A 24,125-nucleotide genomic window follows, 5' to 3' on the forward strand; every position below is an offset into this window, starting at 1 on the left:
TACTCAAAATCTGTTTTGCCTTAAAAGGATATTGATGAAAACATTAACAATTATTGATACTTTTGGATTTTTTTTCAGAAACTATTATGCCCTTCCTCCATTAAAAAGTAAAAAAGGTTTTCCTACAGGACTTTTAACAGGATTTATAAATTTTATATATAACCTATCAAGTGAGCATAAAAGCGATTATCTACTATTTGCTTTAGATAGCGAAGGACCATCCTTTAGAAATAAAATCGATAAAAATTATAAAGCTCAAAGGCCAGAGGCTCCGCAAGAGCTTTTAATGCAGCTTCCAGTTGCTATAGAATGGATAAAAAAGATGGGTTTTAAACAGCTGATGAAAGAAGGGTATGAAGCTGATGATATTATTGCTTCAATAGTAAAATGTGCTAAAGAGAAAAATATAAAGGTTAGAATTGTAAGTCATGATAAAGATCTTTATCAGCTAATTGATGATGGAAAAGTTGTCATATATGATCCCATTAAAAAAGAGGAGATTGATGAAGAAAAGGCTAAAAGGAAGTTTGGTGTTGAGCCAAAATATATAAAAGATTTTCTAGCTTTAACTGGGGATAGTGCTGATAATATTCCAGGTGTAAAAGGTATAGGTCCAAAAACTGCCGCAAAACTTATAAATGAGTATGGCTCTTTAGAAAATATTTATAAAAATATTGAAAATATTAAACCAGATAGAATAAGAAGACTTTTAGAAGAGGGGAGAGAATCAGCCTTTTTGAGTAAAAAATTGGTTGAACTTAAAAGTGATCTATTTAATGATTGTAATTTTGAAGATTTTAAACTGCCAGCTATGAATCCGATACTGAAAATTGCTGATGAGTTAATTGATTATGATATTACATCTGTTTTAAATAGATTAAAAAAAGCTCCAATTATTGAAAAAGAGAGTAAACAGTTAGAGTTTGAATATATTCTTTTAGATAAAGAGGAAAAACTTTTCGAGGTTTTAGAAAAAATTAGTAAAGATACACTTGTTGCATTTGATACTGAAACAAACTCTCTTGATACAAAAGAGGCAGATTTAGTTGGATTTAGTTTCTGCTTTGAAAAAAATAGAGCCTATTATGTTCCAGTAGGCCATAATTATTTAGGAGTATCTGAGCAGATTCCTCTAGAAACTGCTTTAAAAGCTATAAAAAAGATTTTAAAATCTAAATTTTTTGGTCACAATCTAAAATTTGACCTATCTTTGCTGTATAAATATAAGATAGAAGAGATAACTCCTTATGCTGATACAATGATACTTGCATGGCTTGTAAATCCTGAGAGCTCTTTGGGGCTTGAATCTTTGTCAAAAAGATATTTTTCACACTCTATGATAACTTTCAAAGAGACTGTTAAAAAGGGTGAGGATTTTTCATTGGTAAATATTGATGAAGCTTGTAAATATGCAAGCGAAGATGCACTTGTTACATATCTTTTATATTTTGAACTGATAAAAGAGTTAAAAGAGCAAAACGCAGCTCATCTGATAAATGAAGCTAAAGATGTTGAATTTCCATTTATCAATACTCTTATTTGGATGGAGAAAAATGGAATTAAAGTTGATATAGATTTTTTTGAAAATCTTTTGAAAAAAACGCAAAAAAGATTGGAAGAGCTTACAAATAAAATTTATGAACTAGCAGGGGTAGAATTTAATATAAATTCAACAAAACAGCTTGGAAATGTTTTATTTGAAAAACTTAAACTTCCAGTTATAAAAAAGACAAAAACCGGTTTTAGTACAAATGAAGCAGTTTTAAATGAGTTAAAAGATAAGCATCTAATAATCAAAGAGCTTTTAGAATATAGAGAACTTTTTAAATTAAAATCAACCTATATTGAGCCTCTTTTAAAACTTGGTAAAAAAGATAAAAAAAATAGAATATATACTTCTTTTATACAAACTGGAACTGCTACAGGAAGGCTTGCAAGTAAAAACCCAAATTTACAAAATATTCCAGTTAAGACTGATGTTGGAAGAGAGATAAGATACGGCTTTATAGCAGATGAGGGAAATTTATTAATTGGAATAGACTATTCTCAAATAGAGTTAAGATTGCTTGCTCATTTTAGTAAAGATCCATCACTCGTGAATGCTTTTTATGAAGATAAAGATATACATCTTGAAACTGCAAAAAAACTCTTTGGAGAAAAAGCTAAAGAGATGAGAAATGTAGCAAAAAGCATAAATTTTGGTTTGATTTATGGAATGGGAAGCAGAAAACTTGCGCAAACTCTTGGTATTAGCACAAAAGAGGCAAAAAATATCATAGATAACTATTTTGCATCATTTCCAACTGTAAAGCATTATCTTCAATCAATTGAAATTTTTGCTAAAAACAATGGATATGTTGAGACTTTGCTTGGCAGAAGGAGATATTTTGATTTTGCTCATGCAAGTCCAGTTCAACTTGCAGCATATTTAAGAGAAGCAACAAATACAGTGTTTCAAGGAAGTGCTGCAGATTTGATAAAGCTTGCTATGAATAAAATAAAAAATGAAATTTTTGAAAAACACTATCCTGCAAAAATGATTCTGCAAATACATGATGAACTAATTTTTGAAGTGGATGAAAAGGAAGCAGAAAATTTATCAAAAATTTTTAAAAATATTATGGAAAATATATATAAACTCAATGTTCCACTAAAATGCAGTGTTTCTATAGCAAAAAGATGGGGGGATTTAAAGTAGAGAATTAAGTTTTTTCTTAATCCCTTTACTTAACTTTATAATATCTTTCTTTTTTTGCAAAAAAGATATAAAATCTCCAAATCTTCTAATATCGGGGAAATAGATGGCTAAATTTTTGAAAAACTTTTTTCTCTCTATAAAGTCTGCAGTTTTTTTTATGTTTATATTTGCTATTGCAATAGGTGTAGCTACATTCATAGAAAATGATTATGGGACTCAGAGTGCCAAAGCGCTAGTTTATAATGCAAGATGGTTTGAGATTTTACTTGTGATATTAGGGATAAATCTTGTTTATAATATTTTTAGATTTAGACTCTATAGAAAAGAGAAATGGCTTACTGGACTTTTTCATTTTGCTTTTATTTTAATTTTAATAGGCGCAGCAGTTACAAGATATTTTGGATATGAAGGAATTATGCATATTAGAGAAGGAGCAATCCAGGATAAAATAGTATCTGATAGAGCATATCTGCAAGCTGATATTGTTAAAGATGGTAAAAAATACCATTTTGAGTTTCCATTGCTTTTGTCTGCATTAGGAAAAAATAGTTTTAAAAAGGTCTTAAAATTTGATAATGATGAAATTGAGATAGATTTAAAAAAATATATTCCAAATGCAAAAACAGCTCTTGTAAAAGATAAAAATGGTGATACATATATTGAATTAATGATAGCATTTGGTAATTCTCCTCAAAGTGTTACTATTAAAAAGGGTGATTTTGTTGATCTGGGAGATTTTATAATAGCTTTTGAAAAAGAGCCGAATGTGAATAAAAAAGTTATTAAAATAGAGCAAAAAGGAGATAAACTTTATATTAAATCACCTTTTGCAATTTCAACTTTTCGTATGAGTGAAAATTTGGCTAAAAATTTTAAAGAAAATGAAGAGATTGTTTTTGAAAAAGGAAAACTTTATGGTCTAAAAAATTTAAAAATTGTTTTAAAAGATTTTAAGGAAGGCGTTAAAACAAAACTGATCTCAGCAGGTCCTAAGCCAAAAGAAAGAGGGCTTCAAGATGCACTTGTTTTGGAAATAAAAAATAAAAATATTAAAAAAAGTGTTACTGTTTTTGGTAAAAAAGGGCAATTAGGAAATCCGGCTACAATAACTTTAGGAGATACAAAACTTTTTTTAACATATGGGTCTAAAATTATAAAACTTCCTTTTGCTTTAAAACTTGTTGATTTTCAGATAGAAAAATATCCAGGATCAAATTCACCTTCTTCTTATGCTAGTGAAGTGATATTAATAGATAAGGAAAAAGATATAAAAATGCCATTTAGAATTTATATGAATCATGTGCTTGATTATAGAGGATATAGATTTTTTCAAAGTTCATATGATATGGATGAAAGAGGTACAATTTTATCAGTAAATCATGATCCAGGAACAATTATCACTTACATTGGTTATGCTATGCTATTTTTTGGTCTTATTTTTCATCTATTTATGCCTCAAAGTAGGTTTATGAAATTAATTAGACTTACTAAAAAAGTTCAAAAAAAGAGGGAGTCTTTAGTTCTATCAATACTATTTCTTTTTATCTTTTTTCCTTATTCAATAAAAGCATCTCAAATAAATTATGAAGAGGCATTAAAAGTTGTAAAATCTTTTGATAAAAAGCATTGTGAAAAATTTGGAGAATTATTAGTACAAGATAGAAGCGGAAGGGTTGAGCCTATTGACACTCTATCAAGAGAGGTTTTAGCAAAAGTTACTAGAAAAGAGAAATTTTTAGGGCTTAATCCAAACCAGATTTTTCTTGGAATGACGGTAAAGCCAAATTATTGGCAAGTTATAAAGATGATTTATCTTCATCATCCCCAATTAAAAAAGATAATTGGATTAAAAAAAGATGAAAAATATGCAGCATTTCAAGATTTCTTTGATAAAAATGGAGAGTATAAACTTGCAAAATATGTTCAAGAAGCAGTACTTAAAAAGCCGGCTCAAAGAAATCAATTTGATAAAGATGTAATAAAAGTGGATGAGAGAGTAAATGTTTGTTATATGGTATATGTTGGAGATTTATTGAGAATTTTTCCAAAACCAAATGATAAAAATCAAAAATGGTACTCTCCAGTTGAAGCAATAAAATCATTTCCACCAAAAGAGGCTGAACTTGTAAGATTAATAATCGCAAGCTATTTTTCAAATATTGATAAAGCTTTAGAAAATGGTGATTGGAAAAAAGCTGATGAAGCTTTAGATGTAATTAAAAATTATCAAAAATATTATGGTGCTTCAATAATCCCAAAAGAGAAAAAAATAAAAGCTGAACTTTTATACAATAGATTGGATATTTTTAATAGGTTAGTTCCATATTATATGATTATTGGCTCAATTTTACTTATTTTAGTTCTTGCAAATTTAATCAATCCTAAAATAAAAATAGGTCCTGTTATAAAAATAGGGCTATTTTTTATTATTTTAGGATTTTTTGCTCATACATTTGGTTTGGCTCTAAGATGGTATGTTGCTGGACATGCTCCTTGGAGTGATGGATATGAATCTATGGTATATATTTCCTGGGCTATAGTATTAGCTGGCTTTTTCTTTTCTAAAAACTCTCCAGTTGCCCTTGCTACAACTGCACTGCTTGGAGGACTAATATTATTTGTCGCTCATCTAAATTGGTTAGACCCTCAAATAACAAATCTTGTTCCAGTTTTAAAATCATACTGGCTTATGATTCATGTTTCTGTAATAACTGCAAGTTATGGATTCTTGGCTCTTAGTGCACTTTTAGCATTTATTGTTTTGATTTTGTATATATTTATGAATCAAAAAAACAAAGAGTCTTTAGTTTTAACTATTAAAGAGTTAACATATACAAATGAGATGAGCTTAATAATTGGCCTTGTTTTGGTAACAATAGGGAATTTTCTCGGTGGAGTTTGGGCAAATGAGAGTTGGGGAAGATATTGGGGATGGGATCCAAAAGAGACATGGGCTCTTGTTACTATTTTGATATATGCATGTGTTGAGCATTTAAGACTTATACCAAAACTAAATGGTCTATTTTTATATAATGTGATGTCGCTTTTAGCATTTTCTTCAGTAATAATGACATATTTTGGTGTAAATTTTTATCTATCAGGTCTTCATTCATATGCTCAAGGAGATCCTGTACCAATTCCAACATGGGTTTATTATGCGATATCTTTAGTGTTTTCTATGATAGCTCTTGCTTATTATAAAAGGAGAAAATTAAATATAGATTTGAGAATGAATTAAAGGGCTTAAGGGTTATCCCTTAAACCAGCCTTTGATTTTATTAAAAACATTTTCAAATTTTTTTTCATGTGGTTTGCTTTCTATCCCAAAGCTCTCTTGAAGTTTTTCTAAGAGCTCTTTTTGCTCACTGTTTAATTTTTTAGGAAACTCTATCTTTATTTGAGCTATTAAATTTCCAACTCTTCCTGTTCTAACATTTTTTGCACCTTCGCCTCTAAAAACAAACTGCTGCTTATCTTTTGCACCAGCTGGAAGTTTTAGCTCTTTTTCACCTCGTGGAGTTGGTATTTTTATCGATTCTCCTAAAATTGCCTGAGTAAAAAATACAGGAACTTCTAAATAGATATCATCATTATATCTTACAAAATGCTCATCCTCTTTTACATAAAAAGTGATATAAAGATCTCCTCTTTCTCCATTTACTCCAATATTTCCTTTTCCAGAAACTCTTATTCTATCTTCGTTGTCTATACCTTCAGGTATATTTATCGTGATTTTTTCTTTTTTCTTTTCATATCCTAAACCTCTACATTCAGGACATTTCTCTTTTGCTATTTTTCCACTTCCATTACATTTTGGACAAGTTTGTGAAAATGTCATAAATCCTTGTCTATAATATATCTGTCCTCTGCCTGCACATTCTGGACAGGTTATAAATTCTGCATTTTTTGCTCCAGTTCCTTTACATGCATTACAAGGGACTTTATATTCATACTCTATATCTTTTTTTGTTCCAAAAAATGCTTCATTAAATGAAATTTCCATCTCAAGTGATAAATCAAGAGGATATTTTTCATCTTTTCTTCTACTTCCAAATCCAAATCCTCCAAAACTTCCTCCAAATACTGATTCAAAGAAATCCATAATATCTTCATATGAGCTATGGCTAAAACCTTCAAAGCCTTGATTTTCAAGACCTCTTTTTCCATATCTATCGTATAAAGCTCTTTTCTCTTTATCACTTAATACTTGATAAGCTTCGTTTATAAGCTTGAATTTCTCTTCTGCCTCTTTATTGTCTGGATTTCTATCTGGATGATATTTAAGTGCAAGTTTTCTATAAGATTTTTTAATCTCTTCAAATGTAGCGTCTCTATCAACTTCTAAAATTTCATAATAATCTAAATCAACCATCCCCACCTCTTAAGTGAATTTTAAGCTTTTGCTGGCTGATTTTATCAAAAAAATTGTAATAAATCAATGATTGGTGGACATTAGTCATTGGTCATTGGGAATTAGGAATTAGTATTAAGTATTAAGAGTTAAGTAATAAGACTTAAATATTAAGTTTTTAAATTATCACTAAATCTTTTTTACTTAGCTCTTAAATCTTAATTCTTAACTCTCACCTTACTCATCTATGCTCCTATTCCACTATCCCGCTATGTCCCTTTCCCGCCTCCCCGCTTCATAGCTTCGCTCCTTCGCTGCTTATCACCTCTTATTCCCTTAATTATTGTATAATTTCATAAAAAATTAAAGGATAGAGTTGAAAAAGGGCTTTAAAAAATTTGACGAACTTGTCCAATCTTTAGAATCTCTTCCTACAATTGGAAAAAAGAGTGCAATAAGACTTGCTTTTTATATGGTTATGGAAAACTCTATGAATGCTTTAAAAATTGCTCATGCAATTGAAGATGCGATTAGAAATATAAAAAAATGTAGCAGATGTGGCGGTCTTAGCGAAGATGAGTTGTGTTATATCTGTAGTGATGAATTAAGAGATAGTTCAACTTTATGTATAGTTGAAAATGCTAAAGATGTATTGGTTATTGAGGAGAGTAATGAATATAATGGCAAATATTTTGTTTTAGATAATCTTGATGAAAGAATTGAAGATTTAAAAAATCTAGTAGAAAAAGAGAAAATAAAAGAGATTATTTTTGCCTTAACACCATCAGTTGCAAATGATGCAATAATAATTTTTATTGAGGATAAATTAAAAGATTTTAATATAGAGTTTACAAAAATAGCCCAAGGTGTGCCAACAGGGGTTAGCCTTGAAAATGTTGATATTCTATCTTTAACAAAGGCGATGAAAGATAGAGTCAAAGTTTAAAAGAAAAAAATTATTAAATAGTAAAAATTTAATTTATATGGTATAATCATTTATATTAAATTTTTGCCTATTTTTAGGTATAATTTCGCAATTTTTTATTAAGGATATATAAATGAGTTGGAATCCAAAAAGCTGGAGAGATTTTCCAATAAAGCAGCAACCTACATATAAAGATTTAGATAAATTAAAAAAGATAGAAGAGGAGTTAAGAAATTATCCACCTTTAATTTTTGCAGGAGAGGCAAGAGAGTTAAAAGATAAACTCTCACTTGTTTCAAAAGGAAAAGCGTTTTTACTTCAAGGTGGAGACTGTGCAGAGAGTTTTGCAAATTTTAATGCTCCTACTATTAGAAATCTTTTTAAAGTGCTTTTACAGATGAATATGGTTTTGATGTATTCATCAGGTAAGCCAATAGTAAAAATAGGAAGAATTGCAGGTCAATATGCAAAACCAAGAAGCAGTGATTATGAAGAGATAAATGGAGTCAAACTGCCAAGTTATAGAGGCGATATTATAAATGATATCGATTTTACACCTGAGGCAAGAGAGCCAAAACCAGAAAAGATGCTTGAAGCATATTATAAATCTGCTGCTACTTTGAATCTTATTAGAGCTTTTGCTAGAGGCGGTTTTGCATCATTAGATAAAGTTCATAAATGGAATTTAGAATATGTAAAAAACAAAGCTCTTGGAGAAAAATTTGAAGATCTTGCAGATAAAATCACAGAATCTTTAAAGTTTATGGAAGCATGTGGCATTGACATAGCTCATACTCCACAATTAAAACAGACAACTCTTTATACATCTCATGAGGCTCTTTTATTAAATTATGAAGAGGCTTTAACAAGAAAAGATAGTTTTACAGATGAATGGTATGATTGTAGCGCTCACTTTTTGTGGATAGGAGATCGTACAAGAGACATTGATGGAGCACATGTTGAGTTTTTTAGAGGAATAAAAAACCCAATAGGTGTAAAAGTTGGACCATCAATGAAAAAAGATGAGTTGTTAAAATTGATAGATAAATTAAATCCAAAAAATGAAGATGGAAGATTAACTCTTATTGTAAGAATGGGTGCAGATAAGATTTCAGATATGTTTCCACCTCTTTTAAGAGCTGTTAAAGAAGCTGGTAAAAATGTGGTATGGAGCTGTGATCCTATGCATGGAAATACATATAAAACAGAAGGCGGAATAAAAACAAGAGATTTTGAAAAAATATTAAGTGAAGTTAAACAGTTCTTTCAAATACATAAATCTGAAGGTACTTATGCAGGCGGAATCCATCTTGAAATGACAGGAAGTGATGTAACAGAATGTACAGGAAGTATTAGTAGCACAATTACAGAAGAGGGGCTTCTTAGCAGATACCATACTCAATGTGACCCAAGACTAAATGCAGACCAAGCACTAGAGCTTGCTTTTATGGTTTCTGATATTATGAAAGATATATAAAATAAAGCCAGCATTATTTTTGCTGGCTTTTAAAGCTCTAAACCCTCTTTCATATATTTTTCAATCTCACTTTTTTCATACTCAAAATCTGTAAAAATCTCAAAAGCTAAAACTCCCTGATATAAAAGCATATCTTTACCATCTTTTATTGTCAAATTAAACTCTTTTGCCATTTTTAAAAATGGCGTTTCTTTGCCATATATAACATCGACTGCATATTTCGCATTTTTGAAAATAGACTCTAATATCTCTTTAGGAGCAGGCAAATTTTCATCATTTAAACCTGCACTTGTTGTATTGATTATTAAATCAAAGCCATCTATTTTAAAATCATCCCAGCTAAAAGATTTATAGCCTTTATTTATAAAATAGTCTAATCTTTTTTTGCTTCTATTTAAAATAGTAAAATCTATATTTTTTTCATCAAATATTTCACTAATTGCTTTTGCAGTACCACCAGCACCCAAAATTAGAGCATTTTTAAATTTATAGCTCTTTATGGACTCATAAAATCCAGGAGCATCAGTATTGTATCCAATAAGTTTGTTATCTTTTTTTATTATAGTATTTACAGCTTTTATTGAGTTTGCAATGCCAACTGTTTCATCACATATTTCAAAGGCTTTTTCTTTAAAAGGTACTGTAATATTTGCACCATCAATATTTAGTTCAAAAAATTTATCTTTTAAAAGATTTTCATCTTTTAAAAGATATCTTGTATAACATCCATCAAAATTCAAACTTTTGAATGTGAAATTATGCATTTGAGGTGATTTAGAGTGAGCAACAGGATTTCCAAAAATAATAAAAAATTTCATTTTATCTCACTTAAAATGTTTAATGTATTCATTAAAGCGCCAAGTTTATTTTTAACTTCCAAATATTCAAGTTCAGGTTTACTATCCGCTACTATTCCAGCTCCGGCTTGAAAAATTATTTCATCATTTTTTATAAGAGCAGTTCTTATTGTAATTGCACTATCCATATTTCCATCAAAACCAAAATATCCAATGCTTCCACTATAATACCCTCTTTTTAAACCTTCAAATTCTGCAATCAACTCCATAGCTCTTATTTTTGGGGCTCCTGTCATTGTACCAGCAGTAAAGGTTGCCATAAAAAGATCAAACATATCATATTTTGGATCCAGTTCAGCTTCAACATCGCTTACCATATGCATCACATGTGAATATTTTTCTACTCTCATTAAAGAAGTTACTTGAACGGTTCCTTTTTTTGCTACTCTTCCAACATCATTCCTTCCAAGGTCAACAAGCATTATATGTTCAGCTCTCTCTTTTGGATCATTTAACATTTCAAGTTCAAGCTCTTTATCTCTTTTAATATCATTTCCTCTTTTTCTTGTTCCTGCAATTGGTCTTAAAAGTATTCTTCCATCAGTTAATCTAACCATTACCTCAGGGGAACTTCCAGCAATTGCAAAATCTTTGAATTCCAAAAGATAAAGATATGGAGATGGATTTAGACTCCTTAGAGCTCTATAAAAACTAAATCTATCTACAATAGCTTTTTGTGTTAATCTATTTGACATAACTATTTGAAAAACATCGCCACTTCTTATCATTTTTTTTGATTTTTCAACCATTTCAAAAAATTTTTTCTTATCAAAAGCAAACTTTGCTTCGCCTAGTATTTTTGCAGGCTTTAAAGGCTGATGTTCATAACTGTCTAATAGATCATTTTTTAATTTCTCAAATATGTTTTCTTTAATGCTTTCAATAGAGGAGATTATTGTTAATTTTGCATTTTTATGGGAATATGCCAAAATAATTTTTGGCCTAATCATATCAAAATCTGGAATATTTGTTTCATCTTTTAAATTTTTCATATATTTTTTTAAAACAGGCTCAAATTCAGCAACCATATCATAACCAATATATCCAATAAAACCATCTACAAATCCAACATTAAGCTCTTTACATTTTTTTTTGTAGTATTCTTTGTTTATATTTTTATAATACTTTTTCAAAAATATTAAGGGATTTTCTTCAACCTCTTTTATTTCGCCTTTTTCATTTTTATAATAACTTTTTTCATTTTTATGCCATATTCTTTCTCTCTCACCTATAGCAATATAACTATAATTTCCTTCACTTGTATATACAACACTTTCAAATAAGAAAGATAATTCATTTGGAAAATATTTTTTTACTTTTTCATAAATTGCAATTGGAGTAAATTCATCTAACATAAAATTTATTGCATAAATCATTATTGAATCCTAGTAATAAAAGCATCTTTTTTTATATTTTGTTTAATTTTAAGAAGTGCTTTTTTAGCTTCACTTCTTGATGTAAAAGGCCCTATCAATACTTTTTTAATTTCACTTGAATCTTTAATAACTGTTTTTATTATATAGTTAAAACCATTTGTTTCTATTCTTTTTAGAAATTTTTTACTTGGAGCAAGTCTATAAAATGCACCAACTTGTACATAATAATTTCCTTTAGGTACAGCTTGAATTTCTTGTTTTTTTTCTATTTTTTTTGATTCTGGTATTTTGGCTTTTGCTATTTTTTTAACTTCTTCTTTTTCTTCCACTTTTGGAGCTATATTTTCTTCTTTTTGAGTTTTTTGCGAAGTTTCCTCTTTTGTTATCTCTTTTACTATTTTTTCATACTCTTCTTCTGGTTCTTTTGATTCCTCTTTTATTATTGGAACCTGCTCAAAATTATCCTCTTGTTTATTTTCTGTTTCAGGAGCAGTTTGTGTTGCAAAAAAGTCTTCATTTTCGTTTTTTGGTTCTTGTGAGATAATTTTATATGCAGAAATAACAATAAGAAGTATTAAAATAGCGCTACCTGCTAATAAAATTAACTTTTTTATATCAAATTTTTTATCTTTTTTATTTAGAATAATATCTTCTAATTCATTATGTGACTCTTCTTTTTTTTCATTTTTAGGTTCATTGGTATCAAAAATATCCATAATTAAATCCTTTAAAACAATTTTCATAAATTATAAATAGATTTTACTAAATTATGGGTTAAATGAGCAAATGAGAGAAGTAATATCAATAGATAAGTGGAATATAGATATAGCGGGATAGGCTGAATGGAGAAGGATGAAGGGAAGAAGCAGTGAAAAGGCCAATTACTAATTCCAAATTACCAATGACCAATGACTAATGACCAATAACTAATGTCCAATGTCTAATGTCAAAAAAGGAGAGTAAAGTTTTACTCTCCTTAAAATTTTAATAAGTTGGCTGTGTATATATAATAAATTTTCTTGCAAGTTCAGTTAACTCATTTTTAATTTTTTCTTGAAGTGCAGTGTTATTTATATCATCTAAAACATCTGCAATTCTTGTAGCAATGAGTCTAAATTCTTCCTCTTTCATTCCTCTGCTAGTAAGGGCAGGGCTTCCTATTCTTATACCACTTGTTACAAAAGGGCTTCTTGTCTCTCCAGGGACTGTATTTTTATTTACTGTAATGCCAGCTCTACCAAGAGCCTCGTCTGCATCTTTACCACTAAAATCTTTATCTAAAAAGCTAACAAGAATTAGATGATTGTCTGTTCCACCACTAACTATATTATACCCTCTATCCATTAAAACTTCAGCTAAAACAGCAGCATTTTTCTTTACCTGTTTTGCATACTCTTTCCATTCTGGTTTTAAATTTTCTCCAAATCCAACCGCTTTTGCAGCAATCACATGAACAAGAGGTCCCCCTTGAATTCCTGGAAATATTGCACTATTTATTTTTTTTGCAATTTCTTCATCATTTGTCATTATGATTCCGCCTCTTGGACCTCTTAATGTTTTATGTGTTGTTGATGTTACAACATCACAATAAGGAAAAGGACTCGGATGCTCACCTGCTGCAACAAGGCCTGCTATATGAGCAATATCAGCAAATAAAATTGCTCCAACTTCATCAGCAATCTCTCTAAATTTTTTAAAATTTATCTCTCTTGGATAAGCACTTGCACCACAAACTACGATTTTTGGCTGAACAATTTTTGCAATATCTCTAACTCTATCATAATCTATCCATCCATCTTCATTTACCCCATAAAAAAAACTGTGATAAATTTTCCCACTTGCATTAACTTTTGCACCATGAGTTAAATGTCCACCATGGCTAAGGCTCATACCAAGAATTTTGTCATAAGGTTTTAATAAAGCCATATAAACTGCTTGATTTGCTTGGCTTCCTGAATGTGGCTGAACATTTACATAGTTACAGCCAAAAAGTTTTTTAGCTCTTTCAATAGCTAAATTTTCTATAGCATCTGCATTTTCACATCCACCATAATATCTTTTGCCAGGATATCCTTCAGCATATTTATTTGTAAAGACACTACCCATAGCTTCCATCACAGCTGGGCTTGTGAAGTTTTCACTTGCTATCATTTCAAGATGGTCTGTTTGTCTTTTTAACTCATTTTCTATAATCGAATAAACTTCAGGATCAAAATCTTTTAATATGCTCATTTTTTTTCCTTTTTTGTTTTTTCTTCAGTTTCACTTTTTTTTGGTCTCATTGCAGGAAATAAGATAACATCTCTTATTGTATGCTGATTTGTTAATAACATAATTAATCTATCTATCCCTATTCCTTCTCCAGCAGTTGGAGGCATTCCATATCCAAGTGCTCTAACAAAATCTTCATCCATATGCATTGCTTCATCATCAACATCTTTTTGAGCAACTTGAGCTTTAAATCTTTCATATTGATCAATTGGGTCATTAAGCTCATTAAAACCATTGGCTATTTCGCGACCAGCAATAAATAATTCAAATCTCTCAGCTATTTCTGGATCTTCATCACTTCTTCTAGCAAGTGGACTTATCTCAATTGGAAAATGTGTAACAAAAGTTGGATTTATAAGTCTGTTTTCTACAAAATTATCAAAAAGTTCAGCCTGAAGTGCTCCAAGAGATAGTCTCTCATCTACTTCAATGCCGTTTTCTTTTAAAAATTTTATGATTTTATCTCTGTTTTCTACTATTTCAGGGTCTATTCCACCAACTTCAACAATTGCATCTTTATATTTTATTCTTTTAAATGGTGTTGAAAAATCTACTTCATACTCATCATATGGCAAAATTTTTGGAAGGTTTAATTTTTCAAAAATATAATCAAAAAGATCTTCAGTTAGTTTCATCAAATCTTCATAAGTATGATATGCCCAATAAAACTCAATCATTGTAAATTCTGGATTGTGAGTAGCATCCATACCTTCGTTTCTAAAATTTCTGTTTATTTCAAAAACAGCTTCAAAACCGCCTACAACTAATCTTTTTAGATAAAGTTCTGGTGCAATTCTTAGATATCTATCAACTCCTAATGCATGATGGTGAGTTACAAAAGGTCTTGCATTAGCACCACCTGGAATAGGATGCATCATAGGTGTTTCAACTTCTAAAAAACCATGTTTTTCAAAAAATTCTCTAATTAAACTTACAACTTTACTTCTTGTTCTAAAAATCTCTCTTGTTTTTGGATTCATTATCATATCAAGATATCTTTGTCTATATCTTAGCTCTTTATCTTGTAATCCATGATATTTTTCAGGAAGTGGTACTATTGCTTTTGTAACAAGATTTAATTTTTCAACATGAAGAGTTAACTCTCCAGTTTTTGTTACAAAAGGATATCCAAAGGCTTCAATAATATCACCAACTTCTATAAGCTTTTTAACTTTTTTAAACCACTCTTTGCCAAGGGCATCTTGATTAAAATATATTTGAACAATTCCAGTATCATCTTCTATTTTTGCAAATGCTGCTTTTCCCATTAATCTTAGAAATTTTATTCTTCCAATAAGAGTAACTTTTTGTGAATAATCTTTTTTCTCTTCTAAATCTTTAACATAATCAAATTTTTCTAAAAACTCTTTGTTTGTTATCTCTTTTTTGAAACCTGTACCATAAGGATTTACTCCAGATTCTCTTAGCTCTTTTGCTTTTTGAATTCTTAGTTGTTCATACTGATTATCAAAAATCAATCTCCATCCTTTTTAATTTATTTTGATTTATTTGATTCAAGTGAATTTGAAATTTTATTCTTTATCTCTTTTACAGCTTCACTTTGTGCTTTTTCTTTTATAATCTCTTTTAATTTTTCACTTTTTTCTTCAACCTTTTGAGTTATATCTTTTGGATTTAGCTTAATTATGTAACTGCCAGTTTTAATCATGTAAGGATAAAGAAAAGAGTTTTTTGTATATTTATCTACAGCTTTTTTTGTTGCTTCAATATTAGAAATAGCATAGGCAATTACTGAGAATATAAGAAATATTTTTGCAGCCCCAAAAGCAAATCCTGCAAGTCTATCAATAATTCCCATTCCGCTTGCGCTACTTAATTTTGCAAATAGTTTGCCAATAAAAACCATTGCAAGCCAAAATGCACCAAGTGTTAAAAGAAAACCTACAAAATTTAAAGCAGCAGGATTTTTTATAGAAAAGATGTTTTCACTAATAAATTTTCCAACAACATCTGAATAGTGTGAGCCAAAATATATACCCCCGATGATTCCTAAAAGGCCAAAAAACTCTTTTATAAAACCATCAATCAAGCCTTTTAAACCAAGTAAAATGATTATAATTCCAACTATAATATCAAAATATCCAAAGTTTTCCATTTATAAATCCTAAATATTTTTAAAGCGCAATTATACTATTTTTTATAAAAAGGTTAAAGGGTAAAAGAAATTTAGGCCAAAAATAAAAATTTGGCCTTTTAAATTTATAAAGCTTGTATAAGATTTTTTAATTCTTCAGGTCTATTAGAATACCTAAGAGCATCCTCTTTTGTTATCATATGATTTTTTAGAAGTTTTAATAATATTTGAGTTTGTGTTTGCATACCTGTTTGTTGTTGATTTAACTGCATTTGAGAATATATTTGGTGAGCTTTATTTTCTCTAATAAGGTTGGCAATAGCAGGAGTATTTATAAGAATTTCAAAAGTTGCAACTCTTCCTCCACCAATTTTTGGTATCAAAGCTTGAGAAATAACAGCTACTAAGCTTGTTGATAGCATTGCTCTAACCTGAGGCTGCTCATCTCCGCCAAATACATCAATAATTCTATTGACTGTTTGAGAAGCTGAGTTTGTGTGTAAAGTTCCAAGAACTAAGTGTCCGGTTTCAGCAGCAGTAAGTGCAGCTGCAATTGTTTCTTTGTCCCTCATCTCACCAATTAGAATAACATCTGGGTCTTCCCTCATTGCATATTTTAATGCTCTAGCAAAAGTTTTCGTATCTGTACCTATTTCTCTATGTGAAAATAGTGATTTGTCATTTTCATGAACAAATTCTACCGGGTCTTCTATAGTGATTATATGTTTTCTTTCATTATGGTTAATCTCATTTAAAAGCGCAGCTAATGTGGTAGATTTACCACTTCCTGTTGGACCAGTTACAAGAATGAGACCTTTTTCTCTTTTAATAATATTATAAAAAATTTCTGGAGCATTTATATCTTCTAAAGTTGGAATTTTTAATGGAATTATCCTAAATGCCGCTGCAATTTCTCCTAATGTATTATAATAGTTGGCCCTAAATCTTCCGACATCTGGAACCATTAATGCAAAATCAAGCTCACCTTCTTCTTCAAAAATCTTTTTTTGCTTATCTGTAATGATTCCATAACACATCTCTTCAATCTGTTTTCCATCAAGTTTTGGAAGATTTAGAGGAACAAGTTTTCCATCTATTCTTATTTGAGGTTCACTTCCACTTACAAGATGAAGATCTGATGCTTTGTATGCTACAACAGTTTTTAATAATTTTCTTATATCTAAATCTGCCATGAAATTTCCTTGATTATTCTATTATTTTTGGAACTATGAAAAAATTATCTTCTGATTTTGGAGCATTTTTTAATATTTTTTCTCCAATTTCACTTTGGCTTTTTGGAATATCTTTTCTAAATGGAGAACCACTCTCTAATGTTGAAAAAGTTGCCTCAAGATTTTCAACATCTAATTCATTAAGTATTTCAACAAAATCTAAAAATTTGTTTAACTCTTCTAAAATTTCGCTCTCCTTGGTTTCATCGATCTTTATTTGAGAAAGAGATTCTAATCTTTTGAGAAGTTTCTTATCTATTTGCATTTTAGCTCCTAATAATTTTGTAAGTGATGATTATTTTTGTCATTTTACCATAAAAATAATATCCTTTTTATATTTGATTTGATAATATACAAAACAAGATTTATTTTTTTTAAAGGGGTAGATATTGGGAACAAAAGAGAATATTGAATTTTTAAAAGAAGAGCTAAGTAGTGAAGAGAAGTTTTTAGAGCAGATTGTAAGAGCTGAAAAATTTTATAAAAAATATAAAAAGCAGTTAATAACTGTTTTGGTTGTTTTTATTGTAGGGATCATATCTTATGTAGGATATGATATAAAAAAAGATCACGATTTAAAAGTCTCAAATGAAGCATACATGAAACTTTTATCAAACCCTAAAGATTCTGAATCATTAAAAATATTAAAAGAGAAAAATCCTACGCTTTTTTATGTTTATCAGTTTAGAAAAGCTATAGAAAAAAATGATATAAAAAAACTTGAAGAGATAAGTTCAAAAAATATTCCAATAATATCAAATATTGCAAAATATCAAATTAGTGCATTAAAAAAAGATGAAAAGCTTCTTAATAGCTATACAATGGATCAAAAATCTTTATATAAAGATCTTGCACTTTTAGATGAAGCATATTTACTCTATACAAAAAGCAGAATTAAAGAGGCAAAAACAAAATTAAAAACTATCAATAAAGACTCTTTTGTTTATCCATATGCAAATTTTTTACTTCATTATGGATTAAAGGCTGAATAATGAAAAAAACTATTTTAATATTTTTGTTTATTTTATTTATATTTACAGGATGTAGTACAAAAAAATATTTTGAGCCTCAAGAGGTTGCTGGAAAAGTTGAGTTTGATGGAGAGCTTCCAGCAAAAATTGTAGATGTTACAAGAAATGGTGCAACTTTAGAAAATGGTCAAGTAATTACTCAAGATGGTTTATTAGATATTAAAATTCCAAAAAATTTTGAATTTATCGGAGAAGGGGATAATTATATAGTTGCTGCTCACAATTGCGGTGATTTAGTTGTTGTAGATAAAAAAAATAAAAAAATAGTCTATAAAAAACATTTTAATTTCAAAAGAGCAAGTTCTGCAAAAATAAAAGAGAATCTTTTAGCTTTAGTTTTTGATAACAATGAAATTATGCTTATAGATTTTAGAAATAACAAAACACTATTTAAATATAAATCAGACAAAATATATTCAGTAGATACAAAAATAGCCGAGCCATATTTTCTTGGAGATTTAATACTTTATCCGACTTTAGATGGAAAGATAATCATTGTAGATAAAAATGCTTATAAAGCTATCAGAACGATTATTGTAGGAACTGAGAAGTTTTTAAACAATATCATATTTTTAGATGTTATTGAAAATAGACTTGTAGCCGCCACTCCAAATAAAATTGTTTCAGTAAATCCGCAAAATATAAATTCATTAGATATTGAATTAAGTGATGTTTTATTTGTAAAAGATGCTATATATGTTTTGGCAAAAGATGGAAGAGTAATTTTGACTGATGCTGATTTGAATATCTTAAAAACAAGAAAATATCCTTTTGCTCACTTTACAGGAGCAATATATGGAGAGTATATCTATATAGTTGAAAAAGAGGGGTATTTAATTGCAACTGATCACTCTTTGGTTGTTTCAAATATTTTTGAATTGCCAAGCAGTATAGACAAATATCTATTTACCGCAAAAGACAAAATATTTTTTGACGATAAATATTTTCAGCTAAATAGATAATGAAAAAAATTGTTGAATTTTTTAAAACTAAAAATATACTATTTAAAAAATTGGATTTTTTTGATTTAAAAGAGATAGGAATTAAAAAAAGATATAAAATTTGTACCGGTGTTGATATAAAAAATAGATACACTATAATTTTTTATATTGATAGAAAAAGTAGACTTTTACAAAAAGATATATTATCAATTATTGAGATATTAAATAAAACAATATTACAAAACTCTCACAATTATAAAAATAGATTTTTAATAACATCAGCACCAATATGCTCTAAAGCTTTGAAACTTCTTGAAAATGAAAATTTCAAGGTTTATAATGCTTCTTTGTGATATTGGTAATAGTTATGCCCATCTATATGATTTTAAAAAGAGTTGGAGAGAAGAGATTGATTTTTTTTTAAAAAAATATAAAAACCATAAAATTTTTTATATAAGTGTAAATAATAGAATTACTCCTTATCTAAAAAACAGAAATTGGATTAATTTAGAAAAATATATAAATTTAAATACAAATTATAAGGGAATGGGTATAGATAGAAAAGCTGTATGCCTTGCAGTAGAGGATGGCGTTATTGTAGATGCAGGAAGTGCAATAACTGTTGATATTATGGAAAAAAAATTTCATAAAGGTGGATTTATAATACCTGGGTTTAAAGCCATAGAAAATGCATATATGAGTATTTCAGATAGATTAAAATATACGATAGATTTTAATGTTGATATAAATAAATTACCTTTAAAAACATCAGATGCTATTAGTTATGGAGCTATTAAACCTATTGTACTTTCAATAAAAGATGTTGCAAAAAATAAGAAGATTTTTTTTACGGGAGGAGATGGAGAGAAACTTTCAAAATATTTTGATGGGTCAATTTATGATGAAAATTTAGTTTTTAAGGGAATGAAAAAAGCTTTAAAGGAAATAAAATGATAACTGTGGCTCTTCCTAAAGGCAGAATTGCAAAAGAGACTCTTTCAATTTTTGAAAAAATTTTTAATAAAGAGTTTAAATTTGGTGAGAGAAAGCTTATATTAGAAGATAAAGATTTTAGATTTTTACTTGTTAGAAATCAAGATGTTCCAACTTATGTATATCATCAAGCTGCAGATATTGGGGTTGTGGGTTTAGATGTTTTAGAAGAGCAAAAACTTGATTTAATAAGGCTACTTGATTTAAATATAGGAAAATGTAGTGTTTGCATTGGTATAAAAGAGGAAGAAAGTTTAGATTTTTCAAAACCAACAATCAAAGTTGCAACAAAAATGGTCAATATTGCAAGAGACTACTTTAGCAAAAATGCTATACCAGTAGAGATTATAAAACTTTATGGCTCAATTGAGCTTGCCCCATTAATTGGGTTAGCTGATATGATTGTTGATATTGTTGAAACAGGTGAGACAATGAGACAAAATGGATTAAAGCCTGCTTTAACTATTATGGAATCAAGTGCTCATTTAATAGCTAATAAAAATAGTTTCTTTTCAAAAAAAGATGAGATTTTATCCCTTTATGAAAAAATAGAGAAAGAGATAAAAAGTGAGTCTTGATTTATATGCAATAATAGAGCCATATTTGGGGTTTGATGAAGAAAAAGAGTTTTTACATGATATCTATTTGGAAAAACTCAAACATTTAAATGCTAAAAAAGTTTTGGATATTGGATGTGGCAGTGGCTCTTTTTTACTAAAAGCCAAAAAAAATGGTATTGATATAGAAGGAATTGATTTAAGCAAAGAGATGGTAAAAAGAGCACTTGAAAAAGGTGTGTCTGCTAAAGCAATAGATTTATGCAAATTGGAAAAGAAATATGATGCTGCAGTAGCTATATTTGATGTTTTAAACTATTTAGACAAAAAAGAGATAAAAAGATTTTTAAAATGTGTCGATAATGTTTTAGTCGATGGTGGTTATTTTATCTGTGATATAAATACGCTTTATGGTTTCAAAGAGGTTGCTCAAGGAGTTATAGCAATAGATAAAGAAGATAGATATATTGTATTGGATGCAGAGTTCGAAAAGAATATTTTATTAACTAAAATTGATTATTTTGAAAAAGTTGAAAATTGCTATAAAAAATATAGTGGATTTATAAAACAGTATTACCATGAAATTGACCAGTTAAAAGAAGTTAAAAATCTTAAAATTGTTGACATTGATTTTGTTGCTCTTTATTCAGATATATCAGATAAAGCAATTTTAATATATAAAAAGGGAAAAATTTAATGGGCCTTTTTGGTTTTGGTAAAAATGGTAAGAAAAAAGATAACAAAAAAGAAAAAAAGATAATTTTTTTAAGTAAAAGAGATGCAGATAGATATCATGTTGAAAATCTTAATGTAAAAGGGATTGGAAAAGTATTAGATATTTCAAAAAATGGTGTAGCTGTAAAAAAAGATGAGATAGAAGAGGTTAAAAAAGAGAGTTTAGATATAAAGTTAGAAGGCCAAGAAGTCAAAGCCTCTTTAAAAAGAGAGACTCTTAAAGAAGTTGGTTTTAAATTTGAAGATGAAATTGAGACAGAAGAGATTATTAAAACTCATCTTAAAAAACCAAAAAAATATAGTTTTAAAACGATTCAAAATTTATCATTAGAAGATATTGAAAATGATGAAAATATAGAGAAAATAAAAGCAGTTATTAACCTTATGCTCGAACTTGATGATCCAAATACAAATGTTGAAAAATTTAATTCTCATATAGAAGCGCTTTCTGAACTAGAAAGGAGGATTATAAAAAAGGCAAATTCAGTTGAAAGTGCATCTAAGTCTGAAATTAAAAATGTAACAACTGCAATTACTAGGTTAGGATTTGAGGAGGTTAAAAATATTGTTTATGATTATATAAATGAGAAGATTTCGCTTAAAAATATAAATTTTTCAAATTTTGAAAATTATGAATTTTATAATATATTAAAAACATCTTTTTTTAAAAAGATTGCACCTCTTTTTTCTTTCAGAGATTTAAGAAGCGAAGGTAGATCACTTTTAGCAACCGAAACCTTAGGTATAGAGTTTCTTATAGAAAAAAATGAAAATGATTTTAAAAATATATATAAATCACCAAAACATTTATATAGCATATATTCTAGAATTTATGAAAAAATACATTTTGGTATGGATTTTCTAGATATAAATAAAGACTATTTTTTAAATAGATTAGGATTATTTAAATATCTATATGATGGATATATATTAGCTCATATAAATAGACATCCATATTATGAATTATCAAATAACAACAGTATAACTTTAAGTTCTAGAAAAATGAGATTTTCTTATATAGCATATTTAACGTTTTTGGCTTTAGAATTTGTATTATCAAAAGATAAAAAAAGTGGAGCGATACTCTTAAATAGATTAAAAAGATTAGGATTTGATAACAGTAAGGCACTATCCTTTTTGAATGAAACAATATATGAAGCAAATGATTTATTGGAGCATTTTGGTATAAAAAATAGAATCAATACTGTATCATATCCAACGATAAATATTAATATGGAAAAGATGTTTGGTAAAGAGTTGCATTTAACAACATATATGGAAAAAATGGAACTTGTATCAAAAGATGTAAATAGAGTGGCTTTGAGATATGAGGATCAATTTTATGCACTTTTTTTACTAAGCGAAACATTAAATTCTTATGAGTTTGAATTTAATGAAATGCCTTTTTGTTTTATTCCATGTGAAAATTTAAAAGATGAAGATCTTAAAATAGATATGTTTAATGGATTTGATATTTTAATATTTAAAAATATTGATAAACTTTCAAAAGATTTATATGAAGATTTTTTTAAAATTTGGAGAGATTTTGAAGGAAAAGTTTTCGTAACATATAGTGCATATAGTATGATTGACTTTAATAATAAAGTCTTACATGATAAAATAAAAATTTATGTTATTGATATTCCATCATATTATGATAATGATTATATATATAAAATGATGTTAAAAACCACTTGTTCTGAAATTAATAAAGAGTTAGATTCTGGAATATGTAAAGTTGAAGATTATTTGAGTGAAATCATCACTATGGATTCAGTGATAATAAAAAGCATAGAGAACTTTTGTAAAACTTAAGGGAGGAAAAACTCTCCCTTTTAAATTAAAATAGAGGTTTTATCTCATCAAATGGATTTGCAATAACTCTTTTTCTATCTACTATATATGGAACTAACGCAGCATGTCTTGCTCTTTTAATTGCCTCTTCAACCATCTCTTGATGTTTTTTACAGTTTCCTGTTAATCTTCTTGGCATAATTTTATATCTCTCACTTAGACTTGGTTTAATAAGTTCTAAATCTTTATAATCTATAAAAGTTACTTTTGCTTCGCAATATTTACAATATCTTTTTTTAAATTTTCTTTTTTCTGCCATAATCTTCTCCTAACTAAAATGGTATTTCATCATCTTCGATATCGATTTCAGGAATCTCTTCTTTTACGCTTGGTGCTTGATAATCTTGGGTTGGTTTACTATTTTGTTGATAACTGTTTTGAGGCTGATAGTTTGATGGAGTCTCTCCTCTATCAATCATCTGTAGATTATCAACTGCAATAGAGTGTTTGCTTCTCTTCTGTCCACTCTGATCTACCCATTGTTCAAAAACAAGTCTTCCCTCAATCAATATTTTTCTTCCCTTTTTTAGGTATTGATTAGCAATTTCAGCCGCTCTACCAAAAAGGGTAATATCAATAAAACAGGTTTCCTCTTTTTGTTCCCCTGTTTGAGTTTTATATCTTCTATTTGTAGCTATTGCAGATTTTGCAATCGCCATTCCGTTTTGTGTATATCTTAGCTCTATATCTCTTGTAAGATTTCCGAGCATTATAACTCTGTTATACATAATT

Annotated in this window: 22 protein-coding genes; 11 read left to right on the forward strand and 11 right to left on the reverse strand. The window is 28.5% G+C overall.

The features are described 5' to 3' along the window. Window positions 1–34: 34 nt before the first annotated feature. Both polA and QML81_RS06390 read left to right on the forward strand, forming a co-directional pair. The gene (gene polA / locus QML81_RS06385; protein ID WP_281950587.1) at window positions 35–2,698 is read left to right on the forward strand and encodes a DNA polymerase I; all 2,664 of its coding nucleotides are present in this window, start codon (window positions 35–37) and stop codon (window positions 2,696–2,698) included. 103 nt (window positions 2,699–2,801) lie between these two features. Further along, window positions 2,802–5,936, forward strand: coding sequence for a cytochrome c biogenesis protein CcsA (locus QML81_RS06390; RefSeq protein ID WP_281950588.1), 3,135 nt, complete (start codon window positions 2,802–2,804; stop codon window positions 5,934–5,936). Window positions 5,937–5,948: 12 nt separating this feature from the next. On the opposite strand, the gene dnaJ is transcribed toward QML81_RS06390, so the two are convergent. Next, a complete protein-coding gene (gene dnaJ / locus QML81_RS06395; RefSeq protein WP_281950589.1) occupies window positions 5,949–7,070 on the reverse strand; it encodes a molecular chaperone DnaJ in 1,122 nt (373 codons plus the stop codon). Between the two features lie 355 nt (window positions 7,071–7,425). Between dnaJ and recR the strand changes: the two genes are divergently transcribed. Continuing rightward, window positions 7,426–7,995 (forward strand): recombination mediator RecR, encoded by a 570-nt coding sequence (recR, locus tag QML81_RS06400; RefSeq protein ID WP_281950590.1) that lies wholly within the window; start codon window positions 7,426–7,428, stop codon window positions 7,993–7,995. A 112-nt stretch (window positions 7,996–8,107) separates the two neighbouring features. Further along, window positions 8,108–9,451, forward strand: coding sequence for a class II 3-deoxy-7-phosphoheptulonate synthase (locus tag QML81_RS06405; RefSeq protein ID WP_281950591.1), 1,344 nt, complete (start codon window positions 8,108–8,110; stop codon window positions 9,449–9,451). Window positions 9,452–9,480: 29 nt separating this feature from the next. Here QML81_RS06405 and QML81_RS06410 read toward each other — a convergent pair whose 3' ends face one another. The 8 genes from QML81_RS06410 to gatC all read right to left on the reverse strand — a co-directional run bounded on the left by QML81_RS06410 (window position 9,481) and on the right by gatC (window position 17,547). Next, window positions 9,481–10,269, reverse strand: coding sequence for a shikimate dehydrogenase (locus QML81_RS06410; RefSeq protein ID WP_281950592.1), 789 nt, complete (start codon window positions 10,267–10,269; stop codon window positions 9,481–9,483). Then, window positions 10,266–11,684, reverse strand: coding sequence for an anthranilate synthase component I family protein (locus QML81_RS06415; protein WP_281950593.1), 1,419 nt, complete (start codon window positions 11,682–11,684; stop codon window positions 10,266–10,268). The genes QML81_RS06410 and QML81_RS06415 overlap by 4 nt, the downstream gene beginning before the upstream one ends. Continuing rightward, window positions 11,684–12,400, reverse strand: coding sequence for an SPOR domain-containing protein (locus QML81_RS06420; protein ID WP_281950594.1), 717 nt, complete (start codon window positions 12,398–12,400; stop codon window positions 11,684–11,686). The genes QML81_RS06415 and QML81_RS06420 overlap by 1 nt, the downstream gene beginning before the upstream one ends. Before the next feature lie 268 nt (window positions 12,401–12,668). Beyond that, window positions 12,669–13,916: a serine hydroxymethyltransferase gene (locus QML81_RS06425; RefSeq protein ID WP_281950595.1), complete on the reverse strand. Its 1,248-nt coding sequence runs from the start codon at window positions 13,914–13,916 to the stop codon at window positions 12,669–12,671. Continuing rightward, window positions 13,913–15,433, reverse strand: a complete 1,521-nt coding sequence (lysS, locus tag QML81_RS06430) for a lysine--tRNA ligase (protein WP_281950596.1) — start codon at window positions 15,431–15,433, stop codon at window positions 13,913–13,915. The genes QML81_RS06425 and lysS overlap by 4 nt, the downstream gene beginning before the upstream one ends. Window positions 15,434–15,450: 17 nt before the next feature. Continuing rightward, the gene (locus tag QML81_RS06435; protein WP_281950597.1) at window positions 15,451–16,071 is read right to left on the reverse strand and encodes a CvpA family protein; all 621 of its coding nucleotides are present in this window, start codon (window positions 16,069–16,071) and stop codon (window positions 15,451–15,453) included. Window positions 16,072–16,175: 104 nt separating this feature from the next. Then, window positions 16,176–17,243 (reverse strand): type IV pilus twitching motility protein PilT, encoded by a 1,068-nt coding sequence (locus tag QML81_RS06440; RefSeq protein WP_281950598.1) that lies wholly within the window; start codon window positions 17,241–17,243, stop codon window positions 16,176–16,178. Window positions 17,244–17,256: 13 nt separating this feature from the next. Continuing rightward, the gene (gene gatC / locus QML81_RS06445; RefSeq protein ID WP_281950599.1) at window positions 17,257–17,547 is read right to left on the reverse strand and encodes an Asp-tRNA(Asn)/Glu-tRNA(Gln) amidotransferase subunit GatC; all 291 of its coding nucleotides are present in this window, start codon (window positions 17,545–17,547) and stop codon (window positions 17,257–17,259) included. Window positions 17,548–17,671: 124 nt separating this feature from the next. On the opposite strand from gatC, the gene QML81_RS06450 reads away from it, so the two are divergent. Genes QML81_RS06450 through QML81_RS06480 form a run of 7 tightly spaced genes read left to right on the forward strand, consistent with a single transcriptional unit; the run spans window position 17,672 to window position 23,354 of the window. Further along, the gene (locus QML81_RS06450) at window positions 17,672–18,274 is read left to right on the forward strand and encodes a hypothetical protein (RefSeq protein ID WP_281950600.1); all 603 of its coding nucleotides are present in this window, start codon (window positions 17,672–17,674) and stop codon (window positions 18,272–18,274) included. Continuing rightward, a complete protein-coding gene (locus QML81_RS06455) occupies window positions 18,274–19,275 on the forward strand; it encodes a hypothetical protein (RefSeq protein ID WP_281950601.1) in 1,002 nt (333 codons plus the stop codon). The genes QML81_RS06450 and QML81_RS06455 overlap by 1 nt, the downstream gene beginning before the upstream one ends. Then, window positions 19,275–19,607: a hypothetical protein gene (locus QML81_RS06460; protein WP_281950602.1), complete on the forward strand. Its 333-nt coding sequence runs from the start codon at window positions 19,275–19,277 to the stop codon at window positions 19,605–19,607. Before QML81_RS06455 ends, QML81_RS06460 begins: the two co-directional genes overlap by 1 nt. Beyond that, the gene (locus QML81_RS06465) at window positions 19,594–20,208 is read left to right on the forward strand and encodes a type III pantothenate kinase (protein ID WP_281950603.1); all 615 of its coding nucleotides are present in this window, start codon (window positions 19,594–19,596) and stop codon (window positions 20,206–20,208) included. The genes QML81_RS06460 and QML81_RS06465 overlap by 14 nt, the downstream gene beginning before the upstream one ends. Then, entirely contained in the window at window positions 20,205–20,825 is a 621-nt protein-coding gene (hisG, locus tag QML81_RS06470) for an ATP phosphoribosyltransferase (RefSeq protein ID WP_281950604.1), read from the forward strand. Before QML81_RS06465 ends, hisG begins: the two co-directional genes overlap by 4 nt. After that, window positions 20,815–21,501: a class I SAM-dependent DNA methyltransferase gene (locus tag QML81_RS06475; RefSeq protein WP_281950605.1), complete on the forward strand. Its 687-nt coding sequence runs from the start codon at window positions 20,815–20,817 to the stop codon at window positions 21,499–21,501. The genes hisG and QML81_RS06475 overlap by 11 nt, the downstream gene beginning before the upstream one ends. Then, window positions 21,501–23,354: an HDOD domain-containing protein gene (locus tag QML81_RS06480; RefSeq protein ID WP_281950606.1), complete on the forward strand. Its 1,854-nt coding sequence runs from the start codon at window positions 21,501–21,503 to the stop codon at window positions 23,352–23,354. Before QML81_RS06475 ends, QML81_RS06480 begins: the two co-directional genes overlap by 1 nt. A gap of 25 nt (window positions 23,355–23,379) precedes the next feature. Here QML81_RS06480 and rpsR read toward each other — a convergent pair whose 3' ends face one another. Both rpsR and ssb read right to left on the reverse strand, forming a co-directional pair. Beyond that, window positions 23,380–23,652 carry a 30S ribosomal protein S18 gene (gene rpsR, locus QML81_RS06485; RefSeq protein WP_281950607.1) on the reverse strand — a complete coding sequence of 91 codons (273 nt, stop codon included), beginning with the start codon at window positions 23,650–23,652 and terminating at the stop codon, window positions 23,380–23,382. A gap of 13 nt (window positions 23,653–23,665) precedes the next feature. Beyond that, complete coding sequence (ssb, locus tag QML81_RS06490) at window positions 23,666–24,121, reverse strand: single-stranded DNA-binding protein (RefSeq protein ID WP_281950608.1); 456 nt, start codon at window positions 24,119–24,121, stop codon at window positions 23,666–23,668. Window positions 24,122–24,125 lie beyond the last annotated feature (4 nt).

This window comes from Nitrosophilus kaiyonis (genome assembly GCF_027943725.1).
GTDB classification, from domain to species: Bacteria; Campylobacterota; Campylobacteria; order Campylobacterales; family Nitratiruptoraceae; genus Nitrosophilus_A; species Nitrosophilus_A kaiyonis.